The organism is Pseudomonas sp. YQ_5 (assembly GCF_043103305.1).
In the GTDB taxonomy this organism is placed as follows: domain Bacteria; phylum Pseudomonadota; class Gammaproteobacteria; order Pseudomonadales; family Pseudomonadaceae; genus Aquipseudomonas; species Aquipseudomonas putida_Y.
Window position 1 is genome coordinate 289931 of sequence record NZ_JBICJS010000044.1, and the last position, 24580, is coordinate 314510.

Consider the following 24580-nt stretch of genomic DNA (forward strand, 5'->3'; position numbering starts at 1 on the left):
GCTCGATGTCGGCCGGCCTGCTTCGACCTATTTTCATTCCTGGAGCTGCTCGCGATGAGTACTCATCACTGCCATGGCCACCATCACCACGCCTATTCGCACCTTACGTCTGGCTTGTTATCCCAAGCCGAACGGCGTGCTGCCGCACGACAGCTGGTCCTGGCGATGCTGGCATTGGGGTTGTTGGTGCTGGGGCTCGTCTGGCGCTGGCTGGCGCCGACCCAAGAGGGGGTCAGTCAGTTGCTGCTGGGCGTCGCCTCCTTGCTCGTGGCTATCCCAGTGTTACGTTCGGCGTGGTACAGCCTGTTGCAACCTAGTCTTCACGGCATCACCGATCAGCTCATCGGCTTAGCCATGTTGGGCGCCTGGGCAACGGGTGACCTCGCGACAGCGGCACTGTTACCGATCATCATGATTTTCGGTCATGTGCTGGAGGAGCGTAGCGTGCTCGGCTCGCAAGAAGCGATTGCGGCACTTGGGCAGCTGACCCGTAGTCGAGCACGTCTTATCAATGCCGATGGGCAGGTTCATGAGGTCGATAACGCAAGCCTCAACCCTGGCGACCAAGTCGAAGTCCGTGCCGGTGACCGTGTACCAGCCGATGGACGCATTCTCGAAGGCCAGGCCAGCCTGGATACCGCGCCCATCACGGGGGAGTCCATTCCCCAGGAAGTGACGACCGGGATGGATATCCATGGAGGGTCGATCAATCTGGATGGCTTGCTGCGGGTGGAAATTACGCGTGTCGGCGATGATTCTACCTTGGGCAAAGTCATCGCCCTGATGCAGCGCGCCGAACAAGCCAAGCCGCCCATCACGCGCTTGCTCGAACGACACGCCGGGCGTTATCTGGTACTGGTGCTACTGATTGCCGCCGCGACCTGGTTCGTTACCAAGGATGCCCAGGCCATGTTGGCCGTTCTGGTCGCCGCCTGTCCGTGTGCATTGGTTCTGTCGGCACCGGCGACAGCGGTGGCAGGCATTGCCGTCGCCGCCCGGCACGGTATCCTGATTCGAGGGTCTGCCTTCCTCGAGGAACTCGCCGACTTGTCTTCGCTGGTGATCGACAAGACCGGCACACTGACCTACGGCAACCTGCGTCTGCGCAGCGTGGTTGGCCTATCGAGTACGTTGTCGCAGGCCGAAATCATCAACCTCGCCGCAAGTCTCGGTGCGGCCAGTAGCCATCCGGTCAGCCGTGCTCTGGCGGCATTGGTACCGCATGACCACCATTTGCCGCTACTGGATGTCCATGAACGCCAAGGCTTTGGCGTTGTGGCGCACACAGCCGAGGGAAAAGCTGCGTTGGGGCGACCGGAGCTTTTCGATGAATTGGGCATGACGGTGCCTCCAGTTCCTGAACATGATGGCCCAATCGCGGGCTTGGCGCAGAATGGGCAATTTCTGGGTTGGCTGTTGCTGGCCGACAACGTGCGCGCAGAGTCTGCCGAGGCCATGCAGCAATTGCGTGAACTAGGCCTGGAGCGTCAGTTGCTGCTGAGCGGTGATCGCACCCGTGTGGCTGAATCCATCGCTGCACAGGTCGGTATCACTCGCGTGGTGTCCGAAGCATTGCCAGAAGAGAAGTTGCGCCAGGTCAACCATGAGCTTCAGGTTGGCTTCCGCCCCTTGGTGGTGGGTGATGGCATCAATGATGCGCTGGCGCTCAAGGCGGGTGTCGTGGGGGTGGCGATGGGGGCGGGCGGTGCTGATATCGCGCTGGCCGCAGCGGATATCGTGCTGATCAACGGTGATCTGAGGCGCTTGGGCACCTGCATCCGTCTCAGCCGTCTTTGCCGTCGCACGCTCCAGGTGAACGTGCTGATCGGCTTGGGCTGGACCTTGGCTATCGTGGGGGCAGCAGCTTTCGGTTTATTGGGAGCGGCGGGGGCGATGGTCGCAGCGCTGTTGCACAATTTCAGTACATTGCTGGTGCTCAGCAACTCCGGGCGCTTGTTACGTTATGACGAACGGGATGTGGAGAAGAGGGAAATGTCAGTATATCGTGCTGGCATCCAACGCTGACGCCTATAACGCGGGCATGCAGGTGGGGGCTCCCCCCGCCTGTCACAGCGCCGGCAACGATAGGCATCGCTTACAAAGCAGCACGAAAATATCAACCCGGCGAGCCGAGGACATCACCATGGCGGTGGACTAGTCGGCCAAGAAAGTCCTGAGCGCCTCATGCGACATGGGTCTCGCAAAGTAATAGCCTTGGAGAATATCGCAGCGCCCCCTTTCCAGGAAGTTCACCTGAGGCGCAGTTTCCACACCTTCAGCGACCACTGACAGGCTGAGATGATGGGCCATCGAAATGATGCCTTGAGTGATTGCTGCATCGTGTGGGTTCGTCGAGATGTCCTGGACAAAGGAGCGGTCAATCTTGATTTTGTCTATTGGCAAGCACTTGAGATAACTCAGGCTGGAGAACCCCGTACCGAAATCATCCAGCGCAATGCGTACACCCAAGTCTTTGAGGCGGTGCAAGGTTGCGATTGCTTGTTCAACGTTATGCAGCAAGAGTGACTCGGTTATCTCCAGTTCCAATTGTCCAGCGCTGAGCCCATGCTTGCTCAACACTGCCTGGATACATTCAACGAACTGACCGCACTGGAAATGCATCGGCGAAATATTTACGGCCATCGAGATACCGTTGAAGCCCTGATCACATAGGTTGCGCAACTGCGCGCACGCCGTATCGAGTACCCAAAGGCTCAGAGGGATAATTTGACCACTGTCCTCTGCCACCGGTATGAAAACCGCTGGAGAGATGAACCCTCTAACCGGATGCTCCCAGCGCAACAACGCTTCGATCCCGACCACCCGACGCGTGCGCGCTTCTATTTGCGGTTGATAATGCAGGCTGAACGATTGAGTTTTGATAGCCTTTTGCAGGTCATTACGTAGGCTTCTGTGCTCGCAAACGCGGTGGTTAAGATCACTGGTGTACCATTGAAAGTTGTTCCGACCTTGTTGCTTGGCTTTGTACATGGCCATGTCAGCCTGCTGGATCAACTTCATCGGCTGCTCGATGTGGCCATCGCTTACCGTAATACCGATACTGGTACTCACGTGCAGGTCAATACCCTGGATACAGTAGGGTTTGCCAATGCTGGCCAGCAGTCGCTCGGCCACCGGGACAGCGTCTTCATCACGAAGCAGGTCCGTCAGCAGTACGACAAACTCATCGCCGCCCATACGCACGACGGTATCAGCCGGACGGACCTGCTGGGTCAAGCGCTGTGCCACCTCGATCAGCACTTGATCGCCGAAGTAGTGCCCGATGGAGTCGTTGATGGATTTGAATCCATCCAGGTCGATGTACATGACCGCCAGTTGAACTTTACGTTGACGGCTGCTGCGACACGCCAGGACAAGCCGGTCTTCCAGAGACAGGCGGTTAAGCAAACCCGTCAGCCCGTCATGGCTGGCATTGATACTCAACTGGCGCTCGTAATGCTTCTGTTTGCTGATATCCCGCGCGATGCCGAATACCCCGACGATCTCGCCATTGACCATGATTGGCAGGTTAGCGATATCCATGATCAACTGCTTGTCGTCGCTCTCGTCGCGCACCCTTGCCTCGAATCGCTGCGGCTCACCGGCGCGGGCCGCGAAAAAATGCTGATTCACTTTCGGCAGGTCTTCTTCGAATACGAGGTGGGAGAAATGATGACCGACAAGATCAGTTGCCGCGCCACCTTTAAGCTTCAGGCCAGCTGGGTTCACACTCTGGATGTTGCCCGCCCTGTCGAGGGCGAAAACCGGATTGGGGTTGTAGGTAAACAATGAGCGAAACCGTTGTTCGCTTTCCTCCAGACGTTGGCCGTCACGCTCATGCCGGATCGCAATGGCAGCCAGTTGCGCCGCGCAGGTCAGCCGATGGATCTGCACCTCGCTTGGCGCAATCGCTTGATCCTGGTATAGCGCAAATGTCCCAAGTACGGATCCCTGATGCGAGAGTAATGGCAACGACCAGCAGGAGCGTAGATTGTACCCTAGCGCCAGACTGCGAAAACGCTCCCAGCTCGGATCCCGGGCTATATCCGCTGTCACCACCAGCTCGCGGCGGAATGCAGCTGTGCCACACGTGCCTTCCTGAGGCCCAATGGGCAAGCCATGGATTGCATCGCTGTAGGCAGGCGGCAGGCCAGGCGCGGCGCCCTTCAGCAAATGCTTGCCTTGCGCATCGGTGAGCAGTATCGAACACAGCGTGCCGGGATCCTGGGCGTCGATCATCAAGCAGATGGCGGTGAGGATGTCGTGCAGTTGATGATTGGTCGCAATCATACCGAGTATGTCGCGCTGAGACTCGGAAAGCGCCATGCTGTGATAGCCCGTGCAGGAGGTGTTCATGGGGATTCCTGAGTACTTGCGAGGCCTTCCGGTTCCCTGAACGGCTTGAGAATTGAGTGCCCGGGTACAGTCCGATCGCACCCCGATCGCGAAATCTTATAAAGCAGTGGGCCTTCCACGAAAAAGACTCAGGTGGATGATAAAAGAACGTATCAGATGGAGCGCGTGCGCCTTAACTCGGCTCGCCTCGGCCTGCCCGCTAACTATTTCTGAACCGATCGCAGATACTGCTTGACTTGCGAACTACCAGGCGCAGACTTTAGCCAGCATTGCAAAAGTTCCTTGGGCCTGGGCGCATCTGTTTTCGTCGCTCGCCAACCCGCGCTTGCCTAGCAGGCGTGCTGAAGCTGGCGCTGGACATTACGGATACAGTACTGGCTTTCCTTTGAATGGCCCATCTCAAGGAAAGAACATCCCGATCACGCCCGACTGCTGCGAGAGCAGCAGTCGGGCGCCTTCCCTCGTGCCGAACGCTCTACGGCTGTTGCCCGCCACCCTTGAACCTGCCTGACGATGCCGATCAGGTTTTGATCAAGCGCCCATTCGACAATGGGCTGTTGACGATCATCCTCGAGGAGCGCGAAGCGGGTGCATCGAAGCACAGCCGTTCGATTCCGAATTGAAGCTGACTCGGAGAGTTCGTTGAAGTCGTCACGAAGGCCCACCAGTAGACGAGGTGCTGCGGCAGGCTCCATCTCGTCATCTCAATGACTCAAGGAGCGCCCGCATGGCCAGCAAACAATGCCAGGTCTGTGGCCAACCCGCCACGACACGGGTGGAGGCCAAGGTCAATGGCCGCCACAACATCATGCTGTTGTGTGATGATCACTACCGCCAATTGGTGCGCCAGCAAAAACGCACCCTTTCCCCACTGGAAGCCCTTTTCGGCTCGCGCAGCGGTTTGTTCGAAGAGTTCATGGGCAGCGATTTGCTGCGCATCGGAGAAGACTCGGCATCCGTTGCCACGGGTGCCGATGAAGTGGCTGAAGCGTCGTCTGGGGAACCTGGCCGCGCAGCGTCCGGCACGCCACGCCGCCGCAGCAGCGGGCTGGCCAGCCGCATCAGCGAACACTCGGAGGCCCTGTTGCAGGAAGCCGCCAAGCGTGCCACGGAGTTCGGTCGGTCCGAAGTCGATACCGAACACCTGCTATTGGCGCTGGCCGACAGCGATGTGGTGAAGACCATCCTGAGCCAGTTCAAGATCAAAGTTGATGACCTCAAGCGCCAGATCGAAGCCGAAGCCAAGCGCGGCGACAAGCCATTTGAAGGCGAAGTCGGCGTGTCGCCTCGGGTCAAGGATGCGCTCAGTCGCGCCTTCGTCGCCTCCAATGAGTTGGGGCACGCATACGTAGGCCCCGAGCACTTCCTGATCGGGCTGGCCGAAGAGGGCGAAGGGCTGGCCGCCAACTTGCTGCGCCGCTATGGCCTTATGCCGCAGGCCCTGCGCCAGTGCGTCAGCAAGGTGGTTGGCAAGGGTGCAGAGGATGGCCGCGCCGAGGCGCCGACCGAAACGCCGGAGCTCGACAAGTACTCGCGCGATCTCACCAGGATGGCGCGCGATGGCAAGCTGGACCCGGTCATCGGGCGGGCACAGGAAATCGAAACCACCATTGAGGTACTGGCGCGGCGCAAGAAGAACAACCCGGTGTTGATCGGCGAGCCTGGCGTGGGCAAGACGGCCATCGTCGAGGGGCTGGCGCAGCGCATGGTGGCCGGCGAGGTGCCCGAGACGCTGCGCGACAAGCGCCTGGTCGAACTGAACATCAATTCGTTGGTGGCTGGCGCGAAGTACCGAGGCGAGTTCGAGGAGCGCGTGCAGAAGGTGCTGAAGGAAATCGCCGAGCATCAGGGCGAGCTGATTCTCTTCATCGACGAAGTGCACACCATCGTCGGGGCAGGCCAGGGCGGTGGAGAAGGCGGCCTGGACGTGGCCAACGTCTTCAAGCCGATGATGGCGCGTGGTGAGCTGAACCTGATTGGCGCGACGACGCTCAACGAGTACCAGAAGTACATCGAGCAGGACGCTGCGCTGGAGCGGCGTTTCCAACCGGTCGTGGTGCCCGAGCCAACGGTAGCGCAGACCATCATGATCCTGCGCGGCCTGCGCGACACCTTCGAAGCGCACCACAAGGTCAGCATCACCGAGGAGGCGATCATCGCTGCCGCCGAACTGTCCGACCGCTACGTCAGCGCGCGCTTTCTGCCGGACAAGGCCATCGATCTGCTCGATCAGGCTGCCGCCCGCGTCAAGTTATCGGCGACGGCGCGCCCGGTTGCGGTGCAGGAAATGGAGTCGGAGTTGCACCAATTGCGCCGCGAGCAGGACTACGCGGCTTCGCGCAAGCAATATGACAATGCGGCGCAGATCAGCAAGCGCGTCGAAGCCACGGAGGCCGAACTCAAGCAGCGGGTCGAGGAGTGGGAGCTCGAGCGCGGCTCGGGCAGCACCGAGGTCAAGGCGGAACATGTGGCGCAAATCGTCTCGCGGCTGACCGGCATTCCGGTCAATGAACTGACGGTGGAGGAGCGCGAGAAGCTGTTGCACCTGGAGCAGCGGCTGCATGAGCGCCTGGTGGGGCAGGACGAGGCGGTGCGTGCGGTGGCGGACGCGGTTCGGCTGTCGCGCGCTGGGCTGCGCGAAGGCAGCAAGCCCGTTGCCACGTTCCTGTTTCTGGGCTCCACCGGTGTCGGCAAGACCGAGCTGGCCAAGGCGCTGGCCGAAACCATCTACGGCGAAGAGAGCGCCCTGTTGCGTATCGACATGTCGGAGTATGGCGAGCGCCATTCCGTGGCTCGGCTGGTGGGCGCGCCTCCGGGTTACGTTGGTTATGACGAAGGCGGCCAGCTTACCGAAAAGGTCCGGCGCAAGCCCTATAGCGTGCTGCTGCTCGACGAAATCGAGAAGGCCCACCCCGACGTCTACAACATCCTGCTGCAGGTGTTCGACGACGGGCGACTGACCGATGGCAAGGGGCGCGTGGTGGACTTCACCAACACCATTATCATCGCCACGTCCAACCTGGGCTCCGACATTATTCAGCGGCGGCTGAAGGCGCCTGGAGCGGCTGGTGAGGAGTACGAGCAGACCAAGGTCGAGGTGATGGAAGTGCTGCGTGGGCACTTTCGCCCCGAGTTCCTCAACCGAATCGATGAGATCATCGTCTTCCATGCGCTGGGCAAGCTGGAGATCCGCCACATTGTTGGCCTGCAACTCGAGCGCGTAGCCCGCAATGCCGCGAGCCAGGGCGTGACGCTGACGTTCGACGAGACACTGGTCGATCACTTGGCGCAAGTCGGCTACAAGCCCGAATTCGGTGCTCGCGAGCTCAAGCGACTGATCCGCAGCGAGCTGGAGACGGCACTGGCACGTGAAATGCTCGGCGGCGGCATTGGCAAGGGTGATCACGCCCATGTGCGCTGGGACGACAAGGCGGAGCGGGTTGGGTTCGACCGCCGGCAAGCCGAGCCGGCCAAAGAGCTCGACAGTGAAAATGCGTGAAGCCCAGGCCGAAGGCTGCGGTTTCTCGTTGCAATGATCTTGCTGCTGAAGAGGTGAGGCATGAAGGACAGCGATGAGCCCGAGACCACGCGCATGCGACTGCGTCGCGAGTGGGCGGTGTTGACGTTTTACGAGCGTTTCGAGCAGATCGTCGCTCACATTCTTTCGCTGGTGATCGCGGTGGTTATCGTGGTGTCGCTGGTACAGCTGATCCAGATAGTCTTCAGCCTGCTGATCATCGATGCGTTCAATCCGCTGGACCACCGGATCTTCCAGAATGTGTTCGGTATGGTCATGACGCTGCTGATCGCGATGGAATTCAAGCATTCCATCGTGCGCGTTGTCTTGCGCCATGGCAGCATCATTCAGGTCAAGACGGTCCTCTTGATCGGGTTGATCGCGCTGTCGCGCAAGATCGTGATCCTTGATCCCGATGTCAGCCCGGCCAAAGTCGCGGCGCTCGCTGGCGCCACCCTGGCCCTGGGGCTGACCTACTGGCTGTTGCGTGAGCGTGATGATCGAGTTGCCTAGGCTCTGTGTGAATGGCGCCAAGGCAAAGATTGAACGGGAAAAAGAGCGCGGATGTGTAATTCCATATCCGTTCAAACCGGGGCTTGAAAACCTCCAGATTGCTCACATAATTCCGTCATCAGGGGCCGAAACCCGGCGCTTCGCGCCTCCTGTTCGAGATCATTTCAGTCAGCTGGAAGGAGGATTGTCATGTACGAGTCCCTTCTTAATCTGTCGAGCGATCCGATTGCCGAGTTCGAGAAGCTCCAGCGCGAACTGCAACATGTGCTGGGAACGGGGCTCGGGCGCCCAGGCAGCATTCGTGCCTTGGCCAGTGGTGCTTTTCCTGCCATCAATGTCGCGAGCACGCCATCGAGCATGGAGGTCTACGCCTTCGTTCCCGGCGTTGACCCGAGCGACATCGATCTGCAGATTCACCGAGGCCTGCTATCGATTTCCGGCGAGCGCCGGCCCGCGCGCAGCACGCAGGAGGGCAATTGCTCCGTGTACGCCAACGAGCGCTATGCCGGTCCCTTCAAGCGTACCGTGAGCCTCAATGATCAGGTCGATACCGACAAGGTCGAGGCCCACTACCGCGACGGCGTCCTGCGCATTTCCCTGCCGCGGCGGGAAGCGCTACAGCCCAAGCGTATAGTCATCCAGTAACAGCAAAGGTTTGAAGGAGGAATCACCATGAACGACAAGCAAGCAGTCGTGCGCGGCGAAACTGAAACCCAAACACTGCTGCCGCGCGTCGATGTCTTCGAAGACGAAAACGGAATCCAGCTGTTTGCCGACTTTCCCGGGGTGCCCAAGGACCATCTCGTGGTCAATGTGGAGGGTGACACGCTGGTGCTGGAAGGGGAGATCATGCCGCAGTTGTCCGAACAGCTGGAGGCCGTCTACGCTGAAGTCCAGCTGTCGCGATTCAGACGAGCCTTCACCTTGAGCTCCGAGCTGGATACGACCCGAATCGACGCTGAGCTACGGGACGGCGTGCTGAACGTGCGTGTTCCCAAACATGCACATGCCCAGCCGCGCAAGATCGTCGTGAAAAGCGCGTAGGGCCTTGAGCGTGTGGAGGACGACCCATGGACAAACTAGCTGAACTCAGACATGGCCTGGAGGAAACCTGGCATTCGCTGGGCGAGGGCTGGCGTCAGCTTCGCGATCGCACCAGCGAGGCCCTGACGCGCTTCACGCCAGTGAAGCGGAGCAGGGGCGAGTCGCAGGATGCGACCTCATCACCGGCGCTTGCCTCGAACTGGGGGCTGCTGGCCGGCGATCTTTACGAGGATGGTGAGCGGATCGTCGTTCGCCTTGAGATACCTGGAATGGTCAAGGAGGACCTGAACCTGGAGGTGCGGGGCGATACGCTGATCATTCGCGGTGAAAAGCGCGTCGAGCAGGAGCAGGGCAATGGGCATTATCGCGTCCGGCAATGCACCTTTGGCAGTTTCCGGCGCACCTTCCGGCTTCCTGCCGAGGTCATTGCCGAGCAGGCCAGCGCCAGATGCAACAACGGTGTGCTGCGTATCGAATTGCCCAAGCAAGCGCGTGCGAGTGGCAGGCGCATCGAGGTTCGCGAAGGCTAGGGGACAGCCCCTCGTCACCAGTATTACCCGCCCGCGACCTACCTGCGGGCGGGTGTTTCTTCAGTTGCTCCACCGGAAGCTGCCGCTTCCCATGCAGTGGTTATTGCACATCCCAGGCGAACTGAGACGCCCAGCGATAATTCGTCCGGTACTTTCTCCATAACCGGTCCTGACAGGGGCTGAGGGTCGAAGCCATGGCCGCTGAAGGCAACGCAGGACTGTTGTTGGGTGTCATCACGTTGCTCAGCGCTGCCGTGGTGGCCGTGCCACTGCTCAAGCGCATCGGTTTCGGCTCGGTGCTGGGTTACCTGCTGGCGGGGATGATGATCGGGCCCTTCGGGCTGCAACTGGTCAATGACCCTCACACCATCATCGATGTGGGCGAATTGGGCGTGGTTATGTTTCTCTTCGTGATTGGCCTGGAGCTCAATCCCTCGCATCTGTGGGCGCTGCGGGCACAGATCTTTGGGCTGGGCAGCCTGCAGGTGTTGATCTGTGCCGTTCTGCTCACCGTCGTCGGCAAGGCCTTTGGTTTCCCTTGGCAGGTGTCATTCATCTGCGCGGCCGGTTTTGTACTCACATCCACTGCCATCGTCATGCAAGTTCTCTCGGAGCGGGGTGACTTGACCGAGCCGAGGGGCCAACGCATCGTGTCCATTCTGCTGTTTGAAGATCTGCTGATAGTGCCCTTGCTGGCGGTGGTGGCATTTCTGGCGCCTACTGCAGCGGTGCCCGAACCCACCTCACCCCTGTGGCAGCGCATGGCTATCGCAGCCGTGTCCCTCAGCGCACTGGTGATCATCGGGTTGTGGTTGCTCAACCCCCTGTTTCGGGTATTGGCCCAAGCCAGGGCGCGCGAGGTGATGACTGCTGCCGCGCTGCTGGTGGTGCTAGGAGCAGCGCTGCTGATGGAAATCGGCGGCCTGTCGATGGCGATGGGAGCGTTCGTTGCCGGTGTGCTGCTGTCGGAGTCCACCTTCCGCCACCAGCTGGAGGTGGACATAGAACCGTTTCGCGGACTGTTGCTGGGGCTGTTCTTTCTCGGCGTCGGCATGGCGCTGGACCTGCAGGTGGTGGCCAGGAACTGGCTACTCATCAGCTCTGGCGTGCTGGCGCTGATGGTGGTCAAGGCGCTTTGCATCTATGGGGTCGCGCGCCTAGCGAAAAGCCAGCATGGCGATGCGCTGGATCGCGCCGTGCTGATGGCGCAGGGGGGCGAATTTGCGTTTGTGCTGTTTACCGAAGCGCTGAAACTCAAGGTCGTCAGTGCCGAAATCAACGCCAACATGACGGCTATCGTGGTGCTGTCCATGGCCCTCACGCCGGTGAACCTTCTGTTGCTCAAGCGTTTCGCGCGGCCCCGGGCGGTTTCCATGGACGGTGTGGAGCCGGCACAGAATCTCCAAGGCCATGTACTCATCATAGGGTTTGGCCGTGTCGGCCAGATCGCTTGTCAAGCACCGCTCGCTCATGGCGCCAAGCTTTCAATCATCGATATGGACCCCGAGGTGATCCGCGCCGTCGAGCCTTATGGTTTCAAGGTCTATTACGGTGATGGTGCACGGCATGACCTGTTGCATGCTGCCGGGGCGCGTCACGCCCGCACCATCATTGTGTGCGTGAATGACAAGAAGGCCGCGACACGCATCGTCAAAAGCACGCGGCAGTATTGCCCGCAGGTGAAGGTGCTGGTACGCGCCTTTGACCGCGAGCACGCGCTGGAGCTGGTCAAGCACGATGCCGACTACATCGTGCGGGAAACCTTTGAATCCTCCTTGCTGCTTGGCCGCCAGGCCGTGCTGACCTTGGGAGCCTCGAGCGTTGAAGCTGACGCGGTGACCGACGAGGTGCGCACACGCGATGCCGCACGTTTTGCCCTGGAAACATCCGGCGGTCTATTTGCCGGGCGAGCGTTGGTTCTGGGAAATATCGAGCGCATTGATCCGCCTGCGCCTGAAGCCACCGATGCCCAGTGAGCGGGAATCCGACGGCGATGCAGGCGCAAACCTCATGCACAGATATTACTCATACCTGACTGGTGTCTTTCAGCAGTTTGTCGAGCGTGATCGGAAACTCCCTCACACGCTTGCCCGTGGCATGGTAGACCGCGTTGGCCACCGCGGCTGCCACCCCGACGACGCCGATTTCGCCCACGCCCTTGGACCCCAGCTCGTTGACGATGTCGTCGTGCTCTTCAACGAAGATGACTTCGATATCCCCGCTGTCTGCGTTCACCGGGATGTGGTATTCCGCCAGGTTGTGGTTGACGATGCGGCCCAACCGATGGTCGGTCAGCGCGGCTTCGTGGAGGGCCATACCCACCCCCCACACCACGCCTCCCAAGATCTGGCTGCGCGCGGTTTTCGGGTTGATTACCCGTCCCGCCGCAACGGCGCTGACTACCCGTACTACCTTGATTGTGCCAAGGTCCTCGTCGACGTGGACTTCCACGAATACCGCCGAATGCGTGGCGGTGGAGAACGGTTGGCGTCTGGCGCCGGGCTCGGCGTCGATCTGCACTTCGAACTCACCTTCGGGGGCGCTGGCGATGATGTCCGCCAAGGCCAGGCGATGGCTGCCTGCGTGCAGGTAGCCATCGGCGAAAATGATCTGCTCCCGGGCCGAGCTGGCCACTTGGGGGTACATCTTGCGCGCATGTTCCAGCACTTTGGTGCGCAGTACCTGGCAGGCCTGGCGCACGGCCGAGCCGACCGACGATACCGTGAACGATCCGCCCTGAAGGGGTGCGGTGGGCAGTGAAGAGTCACCCAGCACGAAGGTGACATCCTGCACCCTGGCGCCAGCCGCGTCGGCTGCGATCTGCGTCATGACGGTATAGGTGCCGGTCCCGATATCGGTGGTGGCACTGCAGACGGTGAGGTGGCCTTGGGCATCGAAGCGCGCTTTGGCGCTGGCCTTCATCTGCATGGCTTCCCAGACGCCGCCGGCCATCCCCCAGCCGACCAGCTGGTTGCCATGGCGCATGCTGCGCGGTTGCGGATTACGGTTTTGCCAGCCAAAACGTTCGGCACCTTGCCGGTAGCACGCCAGCAGTTCCTTGCTGGAGTAGGGCTTGCCCTCGTTGGCATTGCTGGCGGCGAAATTGCGCCGGCGCAGGTCAAGCGGGTCAATCTGCGCTGCACAGGCAAGCTCATCCATGGCGCATTCCAGGGCAATCATCCCCGACGCGGCGCCAGGCGCACGCATGTCCAGCGGGGTGTACACATCGAGCGAGGCCAGGCGATAGCTGAGGGCAACGTTGTCGCACTGGTAGAGCATGCCACTCCATTCCACCACGTGCTCGGTGAAATCCTCGAAGCGGGAGGTCTGGCCAAGCGCATCGTGGGCGATCGCCAGCAACTGCCCGTTTGCGTCAGCACCCAGGCGCAGGCGCTGCTCGGTGCGGGGCCGGTAGCCAAAGGTGAACATCTGCTGGCGAGTCAGCGTGACGCGCACCGAGCGCTTCAGGTGCAACGCCGCCATCACTGCCAGTGGCAACTGGTACTGCGGGCGCAAGCCCGAGCCGAAGGCACCGCCGACGAATGCCGCGCGCACGCGGATGTTTGCCTTGGGCAGGCCAAACACCTTGTGCAGGTAGTCCTGGCAGTTTTGCGTGCCTTGGGTCTTGTCGTGGATTTCCAGCGTGCCGTCGCCTTTGTAGAGTACGGTTGACGCATGGGGCTCCATCGGGTTGTGGTACTCGTTGGCTGTCAGGTAGGTGGCATCCACCTGCACCGGGGCCCCGGCAAACTGCGCGGCAAAGTCGCCACGCGGCGCCGGGGTCTCGGCGGGTGCTGCATGCGACTGTTGGCATGCGCCCAGGTCGGTCTGGTGGGCCTCCTCGGCATACTCGATCCTGATCAGCGAACCTGCATACCGGGCCAGTTCGAGGGTTTGGGCAACCACCAGCGCCAACGGTTGACCGTTGTAGAGCACTCGATCATCGAACAAGGGCCTAAACGGCGCCCCCTGCGCGGCGTCGGCGTCGCTGTAGTCGTCGTCATAACTGGAAATATGTGGACGATGGCCATGATCAAGCACGGCGATCACCCCGGGCACGCGCATCGCTTGCGTACTGTCGATGTTGAGTACCCGACCTCGGGCGATGGTACTGGACACGACGCTGCCATGGAGCAGGCCCACTTCGGGGTATTCGCCCGCGTAACGCGCCTGCCCGGTGACCTTCGCCACGCCGTCTACGCGGTCCAGGGACATACCGGCTACCGGTGTGGATTTGATCATGGTCATGGCCCCCCGTCAGCGGCGCCGCGCGCCGCGTCATCCAATGCCCGCACAATTGCACGCTGGGCGAGCGTGACTTTGAAGCCGTTGTGGCTCAGAGGTTTTGCACCTTGCAGCAACGTTTTTGCGGCCCGGGTGAACAGCGCTTCGCAAGGCGCCTGGCCGGCCAGCATGCGCTCCACAACCGGGTCTCGCCACGGCTTGTGGGCAACGCCGCCCAGCGCCAGGCGAGCTTGCCGGATCACCTGGCCATCGAAGCTCAAGGCTGCGGCGACCGACACCAGCGCAAACGCGTAGGAGGCGCGGTCGCGAATTTTCAGATAACGGTAATGTTTTTCGAACACCGGGGGCGGCAGCTCGATGGCGACCACCAGTTCATCGATTGCCAGCTGATTGTCTCGCTCCGGGGTGTCCTCAGGGAGGCGATGGAATGCCGCAAAAGGTATTTGGCGCTCTCCGCGCGGCCCCTGCACATGCACCACGGCTTCGAGCGCTGCCAATGCCACGCACATATCCGAGGGATGGGTCGCGACACAGGCATCACTGGCGCCGAGAATCGCGTGGATACGGTTCGAGCCTGTACGCGCCGGGCATCCGCTGCCGGGTTCACGCTTGTTGCAGGGGGTGCCGGTGTCGTAGAAGTAGTAGCAACGGGTACGTTGCAGCAAGTTGCCACCGGTGCTGGCCATGTTCCTCAACTGCGGTGATGCCCCAGCCAGGATGGCGTCCGACAGCAATGGATAGTGCTGCTCGATCATCGGGTGCCAGGCCAGGTCGGCATTGCTTACCAATGCGCCGATCAACAAGCCACCGTTCAACGTGGGGTGGATGCCGTTCAGCCCAAGGCCAGAAATGTCGATCAGGCGCTTGGGGCGAACCACGTTTTCTTTCATCAGGTCGACGAGGTTGGTGCCGCCGGCAATGAAGTGTGAGCTGGCGTCAGCCAGGCTCACGGCTTCGTTGATTGATGCGGGCTTGTGGTAGCTGAAAGGCGTCATGGATTCGGCCCTCGTTGTGGCGGGGCCAGGTCCGTCATCAACGGTAGGGCTTCTTCCACCGCAGCGACGATGTTGCTATATGCACCACACCTGCAAAGGTTGCCGCTCATCTGTTCGCGAATGGCCTCGCGGGTGTAGGCGCGCCCTTCGCGGGCAAGCCCGACTGCGGAGCAGATTTGCCCCGGGGTGCAGTAACCGCACTGGAAAGCATCGTGGGTGATGAATGCACGCTGCATGGGGTGCAGAACGTCGCCGCTGGCCAGCCCTTCGATGGTCACCAGTTCGGCCCCGTCGCACATGATGGCCAAGGTCAGGCAGGCATTGACGCGCTTGCCATCGCGCAGCACCGTGCAGGCCCCGCACTGGCCATGGTCGCAACCCTTCTTGGTGCCGACCAGGTCCAACTGCTCGCGCAAAAGGTCGAGGAGGGTGGTCCAGGGATTCACCTGCAGTGTCAGGCGCTGACCATTCAGGGTCAGGCCGATGGGGTGTTCTTCAGCCCCATTGGGAGAGATCGCGCTCATGGTAGGTTCTCACGGTCAGGGTTCGCGCAGCCGGCTGCGTCTCTGTTGTGCGACCGGGCCGGTTGAGCAAACGTTCAGCCGGCTTGCCAAGTTGCCGATCACATCTGGCCGTCACCCGTGTTTTTGCAGGGCTTCAATCAACTGGGCCTTGGTCATGGTCGAGCGCCCCTTGATGTCTTTGCTGCGTGCCTCTTTCATAAGGCTTTCCTTGCTTTGCGATTCCAGCGACGCGTGGGACGTCCGCGAATGCCCCTGGCGAGATTCAGCGGCGCGCTTGGCCGAATCCGAGCGTGCGGTCTTCTTCACGTGCGACGGTGTCCTGCTTCCCGAGCCTGCGTGTTTTTCACCGCCCCCCGATTGTTTGTTGACGGTGGCCCAGGCGCGAGCTTCGGCTTCATCCTTGCCCACGCCTTTGTTCTCGTAAGATTGCTCGATGTGCTCGGCCTTGCGTTTCTGCTTGTCCGTGTACTTGTCTTTGTCCCCGCGTGGCATGGTATTTCCTCCTGCATGGGTTGCATGAACGGTTGAAAACCAGGGCAGAACTGAGGCCCTTTCAGCTACTGCCGGAACCTGCGCCAGATCCACTTCCGGCTGAGCCACTGCCACCACCGCCCGCGCCTGTGCCGCTACTACCAGAGCCATGACTGCCGGTTCCCGAGCCGCTGTCGGTACCGTCACCGCCGGTATTGTCCGTCCCATTGTCGTCAGTGCCGCCATCACCCGTACCCATGCCATCGCCGGGTGTTCCCGAGCCAGTCGCTCCGCCTTGGCCGTTCATTTGTCCATTGTCGTTCGATTGCATGCCTGGGGCGCGCTGAAGGTTCAGGTCTGTGGCGGCCGAAGCTAGTGCTGAAGGGCAGCCCAGGCAAAGTGCAAGCAGTAACGTAAAAGGTTTTGCTGGTGTCATGGTGAAACGCCTTTTTGGATTGTTCACCCTATGTTCGGCCTGGCGTGCGTGGGAGGGTGCCTTCTGACCGACGGAAGGCGCTGCATCAGGTCGACACGAGCGAGCGGCGCTTTGCTCCAATGAAGGCGTTGATAACGTGCGGGGCACCCATGAGGCTGGTGCAATCAGGTGTGCGAAGTTAGTTTTTCACTGCAAGCGTTTTAGCTTGTCATGGACAAGATTTGTAAATGTTTTCTACTTGCAGCCTACTTCGCGTTCGATAAATTCTTTATTCGTGACGCCGGGCCCCTCTGACGGTTATACCGCCATGTCGGAGTCATAGTTGTTCAACTACGACTATACAGGAGGGGCTCATGTCTGCCCTTAGTACGTATCTCTACCAAGACGTTCTTGGTACTGACCTCTGGCTTTGGCTTTCCTTTTTCGCTGTTGTGCTAACACTGTTGGCGCTTGACTTAGGTGTGCTCCATCGCGGGAATCGGGAGATTGGAGTCAAAGAGAGCTTGTTGCTGTCCGCAGGCTACATCAGTATGGGCCTTCTGTTCGCGGTCTGGGTGTATTTTCAGAAAGGCAGCGATGCCAGCATGGACTATGTGACGGGTTTCTTGATTGAAAAATCCCTGTCAATGGATAACGTTTTCGTTATTGCCCTGATATTCAGCTTCCTGGCCATTCCTCGGGAGTACCAGCACCGAGTATTGTTTTGGGGGATCATGGGGGTCATCGTCCTGAGGGCTATCATGATTGGCCTTGGGGCTGCGCTCATCGCCCAGTTCAGTTGGATACTTTACTGTTTCGGCGCGTTCCTGGTCTTCACCGGGGTCAAGATGCTATTCGCTCGCGTCGATCATGCGCCTGACTTGGAAAACAACCGTTTCGTCAACTACCTGCGCACACACCTACGCATCACCAAAGAATTGCACGGTCAACGCTTTGTGGTTCGCTTGCCCGATGCGTCAGGAAAAAGAATTCTATGGGTGACACCGCTCTTCCTTGCACTTATTTTGATTGAGTGTGCCGACTTGGTATTTGCTGTTGACAGCGTGCCTGCGATTTTTGCTATCACACAGGATCCGTTCATCGTTTATACGTCGAACATCTTTGCCATTCTCGGTTTGCGAGCGCTCTATTTTGCATTGGCTGCCATGATCAGTCGCTTTGTTTACCTTAAATATGCGCTGGCTCTGGTGCTTGTCTTTATTGGCTCGAAAATTTTCCTTCATGACATTGTGGGTAAAGTGCCAGCCGAAATATCGTTGAGCATTACAATCGGCCTGCTGATTGGCGGCGTGTTGCTTTCGCTTTGGAAAACCCGAGCGTCCGCTAACGCTTCTTGAATAATTACGGCCGCTGAACGACAGAGCAAGGACAAGCTCTGCAAGCATGGCATCGTGGCCTGCTCGGCGCTCAGGTGCAGCTTTCGTCGCTCAAGGCGCGGGTGGGCAGAATGTCAACAAGGTGTCCAGCGCCGTGCACCTGCGCTTCGACATCCCGTCTTCATCGTTGGCGACGGCGTATTGATCGTCAAGGGCCAGTAGTACCGCACCCAAGAGCAGAACCGTGCCACTCGCCCGGCTCAGGAAATGGCGTTTCTCATATTTGCCTGCGGCCAAGGTTAGAAGGCCGCCCGCAGACGGCTTGTAGCGATTGATGTCACTCGGGCAACGCATACACCCTGAAAAATTTCTTCACGATATCGTTGGTCCCTCCCAAGTATTTGTCGTAGTCCTTTTCAATGGAGCCCGAGCGATAGGCTTCGCTCAGGGCCGTATCGACCAGCAAGCGGAAGTCGTCGTCATTGCGCGCCACCATCATCGCCACCGGCGAGTACTCGAATATGCGGTCCAGGAGCATCAGGTTTTTGGGAGCCCCTTCCTTGGCTATTTCGTTTCTCAGCAACATGCGCTCGGCAAAGAACGCGTCCGCCTTGCCGTCAGCGACCAGCTTGATGCCCTCATCGTTGTTGGCCACGGTAACCAGTGAAGCGATTACACCAAGCAGGCGCATCCTTTCGCGAATCCAGTCTTCCGTTACACCGCCCTCAATGGTGGCGTAAGTGTGGTTGGCCAGACCGCTGTTGATGCTTGCTCGCCAGGTGGGTCCGCTATTGGCGACTTTGCCATTGAGTACATTGAGCAGCGATTCGGGGGCATCCTTGCGTACCACGACAGAGAGACCGGCGGTGTAGATCGGTATGGCGTAACTGATCGTCTTGCGCCGTTCCAGAGTGGGCGGAGTCGGCGTGCAGAGAATATCGACTTTCCCCTGGCTCACCGCACTGACCTGGTCGTAAACCGTAACGGGCTGGTAACGCACTTGCAGATCCGGCAGGCCAAGCTCGCGTTTGAGCTTGTCTGCAACTTTGAGGCACTGCTCGATGGCATAGCCGCTGGCTTTGTCGCCTTCCTGCGTGCTGAAGGGCGCAAGGTCTGGCACGTAGCCCAAGGTGAAGCTGTGGCTGCTGCGTACGCGTTCAAGTGTGGAGGCACTGGCCATCAGAGGCAGCGTCAAAAAAGCCAGAGCGAGCAAAAAACGGGTGGTTTTGATAAATGGTACGTTCATGTCAGGTTTCCCCGTATGCAGATGTCTGTGCAGTCCTGGCTGCCGCGCCTAAGGATTGCCGGCCCCGGCCTGTTCGGCTGGCAGCGTGTCGGTGAAACGCTTGGCGAGGAAACCGTAGAGCAGGTAGCCGAAGGCCAGCACCAGGGTGCCGCCCATCACCGCCTCCTTGCCGCAGGCATACAGGGCATACAAGGAGTACGTCACCGCAACCAGCAGCACCACCAGGTTGCGCGCGTAGATCGTCGTTGAGACACCGGCCTTGTACATGATGACCAGCAGACCGGTCAGCGCGGTTAAATATGGGATGAGGTTAGTCACCGCCGCCAGGTTGACCAGCTTGCTGAACTGGGCGGCCGCATCCGGTGAAATGGTAGACAGGGCCATCAAGGTTTGCAGCACGCCACAGACGATCATGCCGACGACAGGGGCGTTCATGGCGTTGACCTTGCTGAAGAACTTGAGGAACAGGTTCTGGTCGGCGGTCATCTTGGCAGTTTGTGCCAACGTAAATTGCCACCCCAGCAGCGAGCCGACACACGCCATGACCGCCAGGGCCATGACGATATGGCCTACCAATGGATTGAACATCGTGGCGTAGACCAGCGCGAAGGGCGCGGTGGACTTGGCCAGATCGGCATTGGGAATGATGCCCTGGATCACGGTGGTCGACAGTATATAGACACCGGCAGCTCCCAAGGTGCCGAACAGGCAGGCCAGTGGCACGTTGCGTTTGGGGTTTTCCACGGCATCGGTGGCTTGGGCCGCCGACTCCATGCCCAGGAACGCCCACAGGGTCAGAGGAATGGCTTTGGCGATGGACTCGGAGATCGGCAGATCGTTAGGGTTCCAGGCGGCGACCAGTACTTCGGGCTTGAACCAGAACCAGCCGATGATGCAAAGGCCCGCTACCGGAATGATCACGCCCCAGACCGTGAAAGCACCGATCTTGCCGGTGATGCCGGGGCCGCCGAAGTTGGCGACGGTGGTCAGCCAGATTAGCCCGATGGTGCCTATGCACAACGGGATGGCACCACTACCCAGCCAGGGCAAGAAGGCGGTCATGTAGCCCACCGCAGAAATGGCCACGGCTACGTTGGCGATGGCCAGAGACAGGAAGTACAGGTACGAGCAGAGGAAAAAACCTGACTTCGCGTGAGCTTCTTCTGTGTAGGCTGACAACCCGCCGGAGCGTGAGCAGAAGACGCCGCACTGGGCAAAACAATAAGCGATGGCCATCGAGCCGATCGCCGTGAAAAGCCACGACAACAGCGAGACGGCGCCTAGTTGAGCCATGTTGGTAGGCAACATGATGATCCCCGAACCCATCATGTTGACTGTCACCAGCGTCGTGAGCCCGACCAGGCTCATTTTTTTGCTTGAATCAGCCATCGCAAACTCCTTGCCGCGTTCAATGTTTTGAACCTTGGTCCGGCAACGAGCAACGCGAGGCCGAATAAGGGGGCTAATGCTCAATGCTTGACTACGTAAACGCTGTAGGTTGGGCGCCCTTGGCAGTCTCGTTTGATCTCGACAGCAGAAGGCGCTCAGCGACCAGGGCGCTGGTGTCGACGATGTCCAGCCGGGCCTGGCAAGGGGCGGGCAGGCGGAAGGGCGTGATGCTGTCGGCGACCAGGATGCGTTCGAACATCCCGCTTTCGAACAGTGTCCCTGCGCTGGTGAACAGTCCGTGGGTGGCGGTAGCCAGAATGCGCGAAGCGCCGGCTCGATGGCAGGCTTGAGCGGCCCGCAGCAGTGTCTGGCCGGTGCTGATCATGTCGTCGAACAGCACGACCGTGCTGCCCGCCACCTTACCCACCAGGCACTCACCGCTGAGCTGCGTGTGTTGCCGGTGCTTTTCTACCATGGCCATGGCGACCGGGCGCGCCAGTAGCTGGGCCAGTGCCTGGCGAAACTGTTCGGCGCGCTTGATGCCGCCCATGTCCGGCGACACCACCGTGATGCCCTGCGCAACAAGCAGCGGCGCCAGGCGCTGGGCAAACAGCTGCGCGCAGTCCAGGTTCCAGGCTGGTATCCGGTAGGCGTTGTCGAACGCGCTGGGATTATGCACATCCAGCGCCACCACCCGGTCGATGCCACAGCTTTCCATCAGGCGAGCCACGTGGCGGGTAATGGTCGAGTCCTGAAATTCCACCTTGCGGTCCTTGCGGCCATAGCACAGATAGGGCGTCACCGCTGTCACCTGGCTGGCGCCGGCGTCCTTGAGCGCGCCACAGAAGAACAGCAGCCGGCACAGTTTGTCGTGGGCGCTGTGGTGCATATCGCCATAAAGCGAATGGAACACGACGGTGTTTCGCCCCTCGACCGCGTCCTGGGGCCAGCACTTGTGCTCGCCGTCCTCATAGTCTCGCTCTACATGTGCCGACAGGGAGAGGCCCAGGCGTCGGGCAACGGCATCGCCATAGCCCTCGCTGCCTTGCAATGCAAACATCAACGGTGCTGTGGTGTTCATGGGCGATGCTCCCTGGGTGGTTACCGGCAACTTAAGCGGCTTGGCACCGCTGGGTTTGACGATTATCAAATACAGCGTGGGCCATGGGCGGACACTGTGCGGGTCAGCGCATGCCAAAGGCTGCGATCCTCACAGCGGCTTGTCAGCCATGCACCGTGCAGCATCCTCACGATCAGGTCTGTACCTGGCAGTTGAATCACGCGGTATCGCCTGTTCGGCCATGGCGCACCACCTCGACGCAGAATTGGCCTTCGTAGGGAGGCACATGACATTCGACGATATCTTGCGCCGCGACCTGCAAATGAATGCCGACGATATCGGCATGCACCGGTTGGCGGCAGACGTGGCGGTCGACGAGCACAGCGCTGATGAGGTGGCGCGCACCCAGTTCGGCGAGGTAGGCGCAGGTGCGCAGCAGAGAGTGCCCTTCGTAGAGCACGTCATCGACCACCAGCAAGGTGGTTTCGGCAAGGTCGAGCTTGGCGAGTTCAGGGTTTTCGGTGAGTTGAGTATGGGCATGCAGGAGGCTCAGGTCGTCCGCATAGCGCTTGACCTTGATCGGGTAGAGCGGCAATGACGCTGCGCCGGTCAGTGCTTGCAGGTGCAGTTGCAGGCGCTGCGCCAGCGGCTCACCACGCCGCTGAATGCCTACCAGCGCCACTTCAGACGTAGGCAGGCAAGCCATGGCCTGCCGGGCCATCGAGCGCAGCACACTGTCCAGATCGTGTTCGTCATACAGACGGACTCTTGATGGAGCGGGGCGCTTCATGGTGTTTTTCCTTATTGGATAACGGTGTCCGGGAGCCTACCCGGGCCCCTTGAGGTGGGCTTGATAAAAGCCAAGTGATACAGCAGCAAGCTTGCAGATTAGTTCGGATGTCGCCAAAAATACGCGCCAACCAACGAAATATTTCTGCTATCAACCCGTCCGTTGACGGAAACTGACTCGACCATTGCAAAATGCATCGTGAGGTGACCGCACGGAAATTTGTGAAGGCGAACGAAGGCGGAGGGGCTGTTGACCATGGGTAAGTGGTTGACTTTTTCGAGAGCGGGGCTTAGTGGAAACGGACACTGTGAGAATGTTTTAATGGCGACAGAGAAAGTTATTGGATGTCGAGAGCGCAGGTGGAAAAATATTCGTTCAAGTAAATTAACTTGTGGCTGATTTAAAAATGCTATCAGATAAAGTTAAAAATTTTTGCCGCCAAAAAGGCTGGTGGTATGATGATGCTAGCACAGATTACGAGGCTGAACTAGTTAAATTAGGAATTGATATAGGGTCGGACTGTGCTGAGTTTTACTTGCATGCTGAAGATGGACCCACATTTTCCTCGGGAGGGCATGAACTCTATCAGCTTGGCTGGTTCTCTAAAAATACCAAGTTTGAACTTGCGCTGAAACGCTCCCATGACACTCTAGGTCTGAGTCTTGATTACATACCCTTGGATAGCTTTGAGGGTGAAAGTGGATATTACTATAATTCCAGGACTGGAGAGGTGCTTGAAATTTCCCTGGGTGAGAGACTGGAAGCTTTCAAAGCGGGGCGACTTCGCCCGCAGTGGAGTAACTTTAATAGGTTCATTGAATTTTACTTTAAACTGGACTGATACTACTGCTACGACGAGCGCCGGTATCTGGTAGCAGTCGACCCGATCCATCGTCGCCATCAGTACGACCCGGCCGGTGAGTTGGTGCGCACGCTCGACTTTATCCTTCGTGGAGAACATTTGTACTCTTTTCACGATGAAGGCCTATGGCGCATGCGCCATCCAAGTGATGACGATCTGCTCGAACCTTTTTCAATCGTGAAAAAATATCGACCCTGGTGCTGATGTGGTCAGGTGTTACGTCTGAATTGAGGGCGGCAGAGGCAGAAATCAGCAAAATGAAGCTCCAGCCTCCCGCTTAGCGATCATGCTCGATCTCTCCTGCGTTGTAAGCGGCTAGGCCGCCGAAGGAGCTGCTCGCGTCGACGTACCTCAGCGCAGATTTCATATCCTTCCATCCGACATAGCTCATAAGGCCTTTAATGTCCCAGCCATTTGCGGATGCCCAGGTTGCAAAGCCACGGCGCATCGAATGGCTGCTGTATGCCTGCGCAGGTATATCGGCTTCTTCCAAGATGCGCCTGAGCAGAGGAATGAGGCTGCTCGACTTGAGCCCTTTTTCTGACAGGTTCCCCCATCGATCAAGCTTACGAAAGATAGGGCCCTTGGAAATGCCGGCCACCGTGATCCAATTGATGTAAGCATCAACCGGGCAAAGCTTTTTAAGGGCAGGGGTGTGGAACGTGGTGCCTTGATGGGCGCGATCCGCTTTGGTGTAGGGCAGGTAAAAAGTGATGCCGATGCCGGCCTCAGCCTGGGTATCCTCGACCTGAAGACGGGCCAGTTCATCACTCCGAAAGCCACGCCAAAAACCGATGAGTAGTAGGGCGGCATCGCGCCGGTACCTCATCAGCGCCCGATAGTCTCCCGACTCGATCGCTTCTCCTGCTTTGCTATTCAGCCAATAGACGGTCTTCTCAAGGTGGCGCAGCTGAAGCGGCGCAGCCTGTTTCTGTTTGGCCGGGTGCACAACGCGGATGCCCTTGAGCATCTGCCGTACCTGGGGTGCCTTGGTTGGATCGGGGAAGCCTTGGGTGACATGCCATTGGGCGAGCGCTGCCAGGCGCTGACGCAGCGTGCTCAGCGCCAGTGATTCCGCATATTCCGCAAGATAGCGAACGATTCCTTCAGCCGTAGCTGGCAGGAATCCTCCCCATGCCACTTCAAAGTGCTCAATCGCAGCCCGATAGCTTTTGCGCGTGTTTTCGCGCTTGCCTGCCGTCAGGTACCGCTGCGCCTTGTCCATCTGCCATTTCCTGCCATTCGTACCGGGTCTGGAGACGATTCTCGCCGATTGCGGGCTATAA

19 protein-coding genes and 1 pseudogene are annotated in these 24580 nt (G+C 59.4%); 10 read left to right on the plus strand and 10 right to left on the minus strand.

Features of this window, described 5'->3' with window-relative positions; translation table 11 throughout:
• The first annotated feature begins 54 nt into the window (after positions 1 to 54).
• Positions 55 to 2025: a heavy metal translocating P-type ATPase gene (locus ACF8EA_RS09530; RefSeq protein WP_392521755.1), complete on the plus strand. Its 1971-nt coding sequence runs from the start codon at positions 55 to 57 to the stop codon at positions 2023 to 2025.
• Positions 2026 to 2154: 129 nt separating this feature from the next.
• On the opposite strand, the gene ACF8EA_RS09535 is transcribed toward ACF8EA_RS09530, so the two are convergent.
• A complete protein-coding gene (locus tag ACF8EA_RS09535; protein WP_392521756.1) occupies positions 2155 to 4356 on the minus strand; it encodes a putative bifunctional diguanylate cyclase/phosphodiesterase in 2202 nt (733 codons plus the stop codon).
• A 727-nt stretch (positions 4357 to 5083) separates the two neighbouring features.
• On the opposite strand from ACF8EA_RS09535, the gene clpK reads away from it, so the two are divergent.
• The 6 genes from clpK (at position 5084) to ACF8EA_RS09565 (ending at position 11936) form a co-directional block, all read left to right on the plus strand.
• The gene (clpK, locus tag ACF8EA_RS09540) at positions 5084 to 7855 is read left to right on the plus strand and encodes a heat shock survival AAA family ATPase ClpK (protein WP_392521758.1); all 2772 of its coding nucleotides are present in this window, start codon (positions 5084 to 5086) and stop codon (positions 7853 to 7855) included.
• 60 nt (positions 7856 to 7915) lie between these two features.
• On the plus strand, positions 7916 to 8386 hold the full coding sequence (locus tag ACF8EA_RS09545) for a phosphate-starvation-inducible PsiE family protein (RefSeq protein ID WP_010954194.1): 471 nt from the start codon (positions 7916 to 7918) through the stop codon (positions 8384 to 8386).
• Positions 8387 to 8575: 189 nt separating this feature from the next.
• On the plus strand, positions 8576 to 9031 hold the full coding sequence (locus ACF8EA_RS09550; RefSeq protein ID WP_010954193.1) for an Hsp20/alpha crystallin family protein: 456 nt from the start codon (positions 8576 to 8578) through the stop codon (positions 9029 to 9031).
• Positions 9032 to 9058: 27 nt separating this feature from the next.
• Positions 9059 to 9430 carry an Hsp20/alpha crystallin family protein gene (locus ACF8EA_RS09555; RefSeq protein ID WP_020190681.1) on the plus strand — a complete coding sequence of 124 codons (372 nt, stop codon included), beginning with the start codon at positions 9059 to 9061 and terminating at the stop codon, positions 9428 to 9430.
• Between the two features lie 26 nt (positions 9431 to 9456).
• Positions 9457 to 9960 (plus strand): Hsp20/alpha crystallin family protein, encoded by a 504-nt coding sequence (locus ACF8EA_RS09560; protein WP_274146344.1) that lies wholly within the window; start codon positions 9457 to 9459, stop codon positions 9958 to 9960.
• A 194-nt stretch (positions 9961 to 10154) separates the two neighbouring features.
• A complete protein-coding gene (locus ACF8EA_RS09565; RefSeq protein WP_392521760.1) occupies positions 10155 to 11936 on the plus strand; it encodes a monovalent cation:proton antiporter-2 (CPA2) family protein in 1782 nt (593 codons plus the stop codon).
• A gap of 49 nt (positions 11937 to 11985) precedes the next feature.
• Here the strand turns inward: ACF8EA_RS09565 and ACF8EA_RS09570 are convergent, their stop codons facing one another.
• The 4 genes from ACF8EA_RS09570 to ACF8EA_RS09585 all read right to left on the minus strand — a co-directional run bounded on the left by ACF8EA_RS09570 (position 11986) and on the right by ACF8EA_RS09585 (position 16216).
• Positions 11986 to 14202 (minus strand): xanthine dehydrogenase family protein molybdopterin-binding subunit, encoded by a 2217-nt coding sequence (locus ACF8EA_RS09570; RefSeq protein ID WP_392521959.1) that lies wholly within the window; start codon positions 14200 to 14202, stop codon positions 11986 to 11988.
• A 2-nt stretch (positions 14203 to 14204) separates the two neighbouring features.
• Positions 14205 to 15200, minus strand: coding sequence for an FAD binding domain-containing protein (locus ACF8EA_RS09575; RefSeq protein ID WP_392521762.1), 996 nt, complete (start codon positions 15198 to 15200; stop codon positions 14205 to 14207).
• Positions 15197 to 15724, minus strand: coding sequence for a (2Fe-2S)-binding protein (locus ACF8EA_RS09580; RefSeq protein ID WP_010954187.1), 528 nt, complete (start codon positions 15722 to 15724; stop codon positions 15197 to 15199). Before ACF8EA_RS09580 ends, ACF8EA_RS09575 begins: the two co-directional genes overlap by 4 nt.
• 111 nt (positions 15725 to 15835) lie before the next feature.
• Positions 15836 to 16216: a termination factor Rho gene (locus ACF8EA_RS09585; RefSeq protein WP_392521960.1), complete on the minus strand. Its 381-nt coding sequence runs from the start codon at positions 16214 to 16216 to the stop codon at positions 15836 to 15838.
• 768 nt (positions 16217 to 16984) lie between these two features.
• On the opposite strand from ACF8EA_RS09585, the gene ACF8EA_RS09590 reads away from it, so the two are divergent.
• The gene (locus ACF8EA_RS09590; RefSeq protein WP_392521763.1) at positions 16985 to 17968 is read left to right on the plus strand and encodes a TerC family protein; all 984 of its coding nucleotides are present in this window, start codon (positions 16985 to 16987) and stop codon (positions 17966 to 17968) included.
• Positions 17969 to 18014: 46 nt separating this feature from the next.
• Positions 18015 to 18166: pseudogene (locus ACF8EA_RS09595) on the plus strand (hypothetical protein); the annotation flags it as partial.
• A gap of 118 nt (positions 18167 to 18284) precedes the next feature.
• Here the strand turns inward: ACF8EA_RS09595 and ACF8EA_RS09600 are convergent.
• From ACF8EA_RS09600 to ACF8EA_RS09615, 4 genes are all read right to left on the minus strand, one after another.
• Positions 18285 to 19193 (minus strand): amino acid ABC transporter substrate-binding protein, encoded by a 909-nt coding sequence (locus ACF8EA_RS09600; protein WP_392521764.1) that lies wholly within the window; start codon positions 19191 to 19193, stop codon positions 18285 to 18287.
• Positions 19194 to 19241: 48 nt separating this feature from the next.
• Positions 19242 to 20582 (minus strand): putrescine-ornithine antiporter, encoded by a 1341-nt coding sequence (gene potE, locus ACF8EA_RS09605; RefSeq protein WP_392521766.1) that lies wholly within the window; start codon positions 20580 to 20582, stop codon positions 19242 to 19244.
• Between the two features lie 91 nt (positions 20583 to 20673).
• Positions 20674 to 21663, minus strand: coding sequence for a ribose-phosphate diphosphokinase (locus tag ACF8EA_RS09610; RefSeq protein WP_392521768.1), 990 nt, complete (start codon positions 21661 to 21663; stop codon positions 20674 to 20676).
• Between the two features lie 196 nt (positions 21664 to 21859).
• Positions 21860 to 22432, minus strand: coding sequence for a bifunctional pyr operon transcriptional regulator/uracil phosphoribosyltransferase (locus ACF8EA_RS09615; RefSeq protein ID WP_392521770.1), 573 nt, complete (start codon positions 22430 to 22432; stop codon positions 21860 to 21862).
• Between the two features lie 391 nt (positions 22433 to 22823).
• Between ACF8EA_RS09615 and ACF8EA_RS09620 the strand changes: the two genes are divergently transcribed.
• Positions 22824 to 23273 carry a hypothetical protein gene (locus tag ACF8EA_RS09620; protein WP_392521772.1) on the plus strand — a complete coding sequence of 150 codons (450 nt, stop codon included), beginning with the start codon at positions 22824 to 22826 and terminating at the stop codon, positions 23271 to 23273.
• A 298-nt stretch (positions 23274 to 23571) separates the two neighbouring features.
• On the opposite strand, the gene ACF8EA_RS09625 is transcribed toward ACF8EA_RS09620, so the two are convergent.
• Positions 23572 to 24519, minus strand: a complete 948-nt coding sequence (locus ACF8EA_RS09625) for a site-specific integrase (protein ID WP_103444413.1) — start codon at positions 24517 to 24519, stop codon at positions 23572 to 23574.
• Between the last annotated feature and the right edge of the window lie 61 nt (positions 24520 to 24580).

Bases quoted from the DNA above. Each gene is read 5' to 3' on its own strand.
- potE (WP_392521766.1), bottom strand. From the start codon at position 20,582: ATGGCTGATTCAAGCAAAAAAATGAGCCTGGTCGGGCTCACGACGCTG.
- ACF8EA_RS09610 (WP_392521768.1), bottom strand. From the start codon at position 21,663: ATGAACACCACAGCACCGTTGATGTTTGCATTGCAAGGCAGCGAGGGC.
- ACF8EA_RS09580 (WP_010954187.1), bottom strand. From the start codon at position 15,724: ATGAGCGCGATCTCTCCCAATGGGGCTGAAGAACACCCCATCGGCCTG.
- ACF8EA_RS09615 (WP_392521770.1), bottom strand. From the start codon at position 22,432: ATGAAGCGCCCCGCTCCATCAAGAGTCCGTCTGTATGACGAACACGAT.
- ACF8EA_RS09545 (WP_010954194.1), top strand. From the start codon at position 7,916: ATGAAGGACAGCGATGAGCCCGAGACCACGCGCATGCGACTGCGTCGC.
- ACF8EA_RS09625 (WP_103444413.1), bottom strand. From the start codon at position 24,519: ATGGACAAGGCGCAGCGGTACCTGACGGCAGGCAAGCGCGAAAACACG.
- clpK (WP_392521758.1), top strand. From the start codon at position 5,084: ATGGCCAGCAAACAATGCCAGGTCTGTGGCCAACCCGCCACGACACGG.
- ACF8EA_RS09550 (WP_010954193.1), top strand. From the start codon at position 8,576: ATGTACGAGTCCCTTCTTAATCTGTCGAGCGATCCGATTGCCGAGTTC.
- ACF8EA_RS09570 (WP_392521959.1), bottom strand. From the start codon at position 14,202: ATGATCAAATCCACACCGGTAGCCGGTATGTCCCTGGACCGCGTAGAC.
- ACF8EA_RS09560 (WP_274146344.1), top strand. From the start codon at position 9,457: ATGGACAAACTAGCTGAACTCAGACATGGCCTGGAGGAAACCTGGCAT.
- ACF8EA_RS09600 (WP_392521764.1), bottom strand. From the start codon at position 19,193: ATGAACGTACCATTTATCAAAACCACCCGTTTTTTGCTCGCTCTGGCT.
- ACF8EA_RS09585 (WP_392521960.1), bottom strand. From the start codon at position 16,216: ATGCCACGCGGGGACAAAGACAAGTACACGGACAAGCAGAAACGCAAG.
- ACF8EA_RS09535 (WP_392521756.1), bottom strand. From the start codon at position 4,356: ATGAACACCTCCTGCACGGGCTATCACAGCATGGCGCTTTCCGAGTCT.
- ACF8EA_RS09555 (WP_020190681.1), top strand. From the start codon at position 9,059: ATGAACGACAAGCAAGCAGTCGTGCGCGGCGAAACTGAAACCCAAACA.
- ACF8EA_RS09565 (WP_392521760.1), top strand. From the start codon at position 10,155: ATGGCCGCTGAAGGCAACGCAGGACTGTTGTTGGGTGTCATCACGTTG.
- ACF8EA_RS09590 (WP_392521763.1), top strand. From the start codon at position 16,985: ATGTCTGCCCTTAGTACGTATCTCTACCAAGACGTTCTTGGTACTGAC.
- ACF8EA_RS09575 (WP_392521762.1), bottom strand. From the start codon at position 15,200: ATGACGCCTTTCAGCTACCACAAGCCCGCATCAATCAACGAAGCCGTG.
- ACF8EA_RS09530 (WP_392521755.1), top strand. From the start codon at position 55: ATGAGTACTCATCACTGCCATGGCCACCATCACCACGCCTATTCGCAC.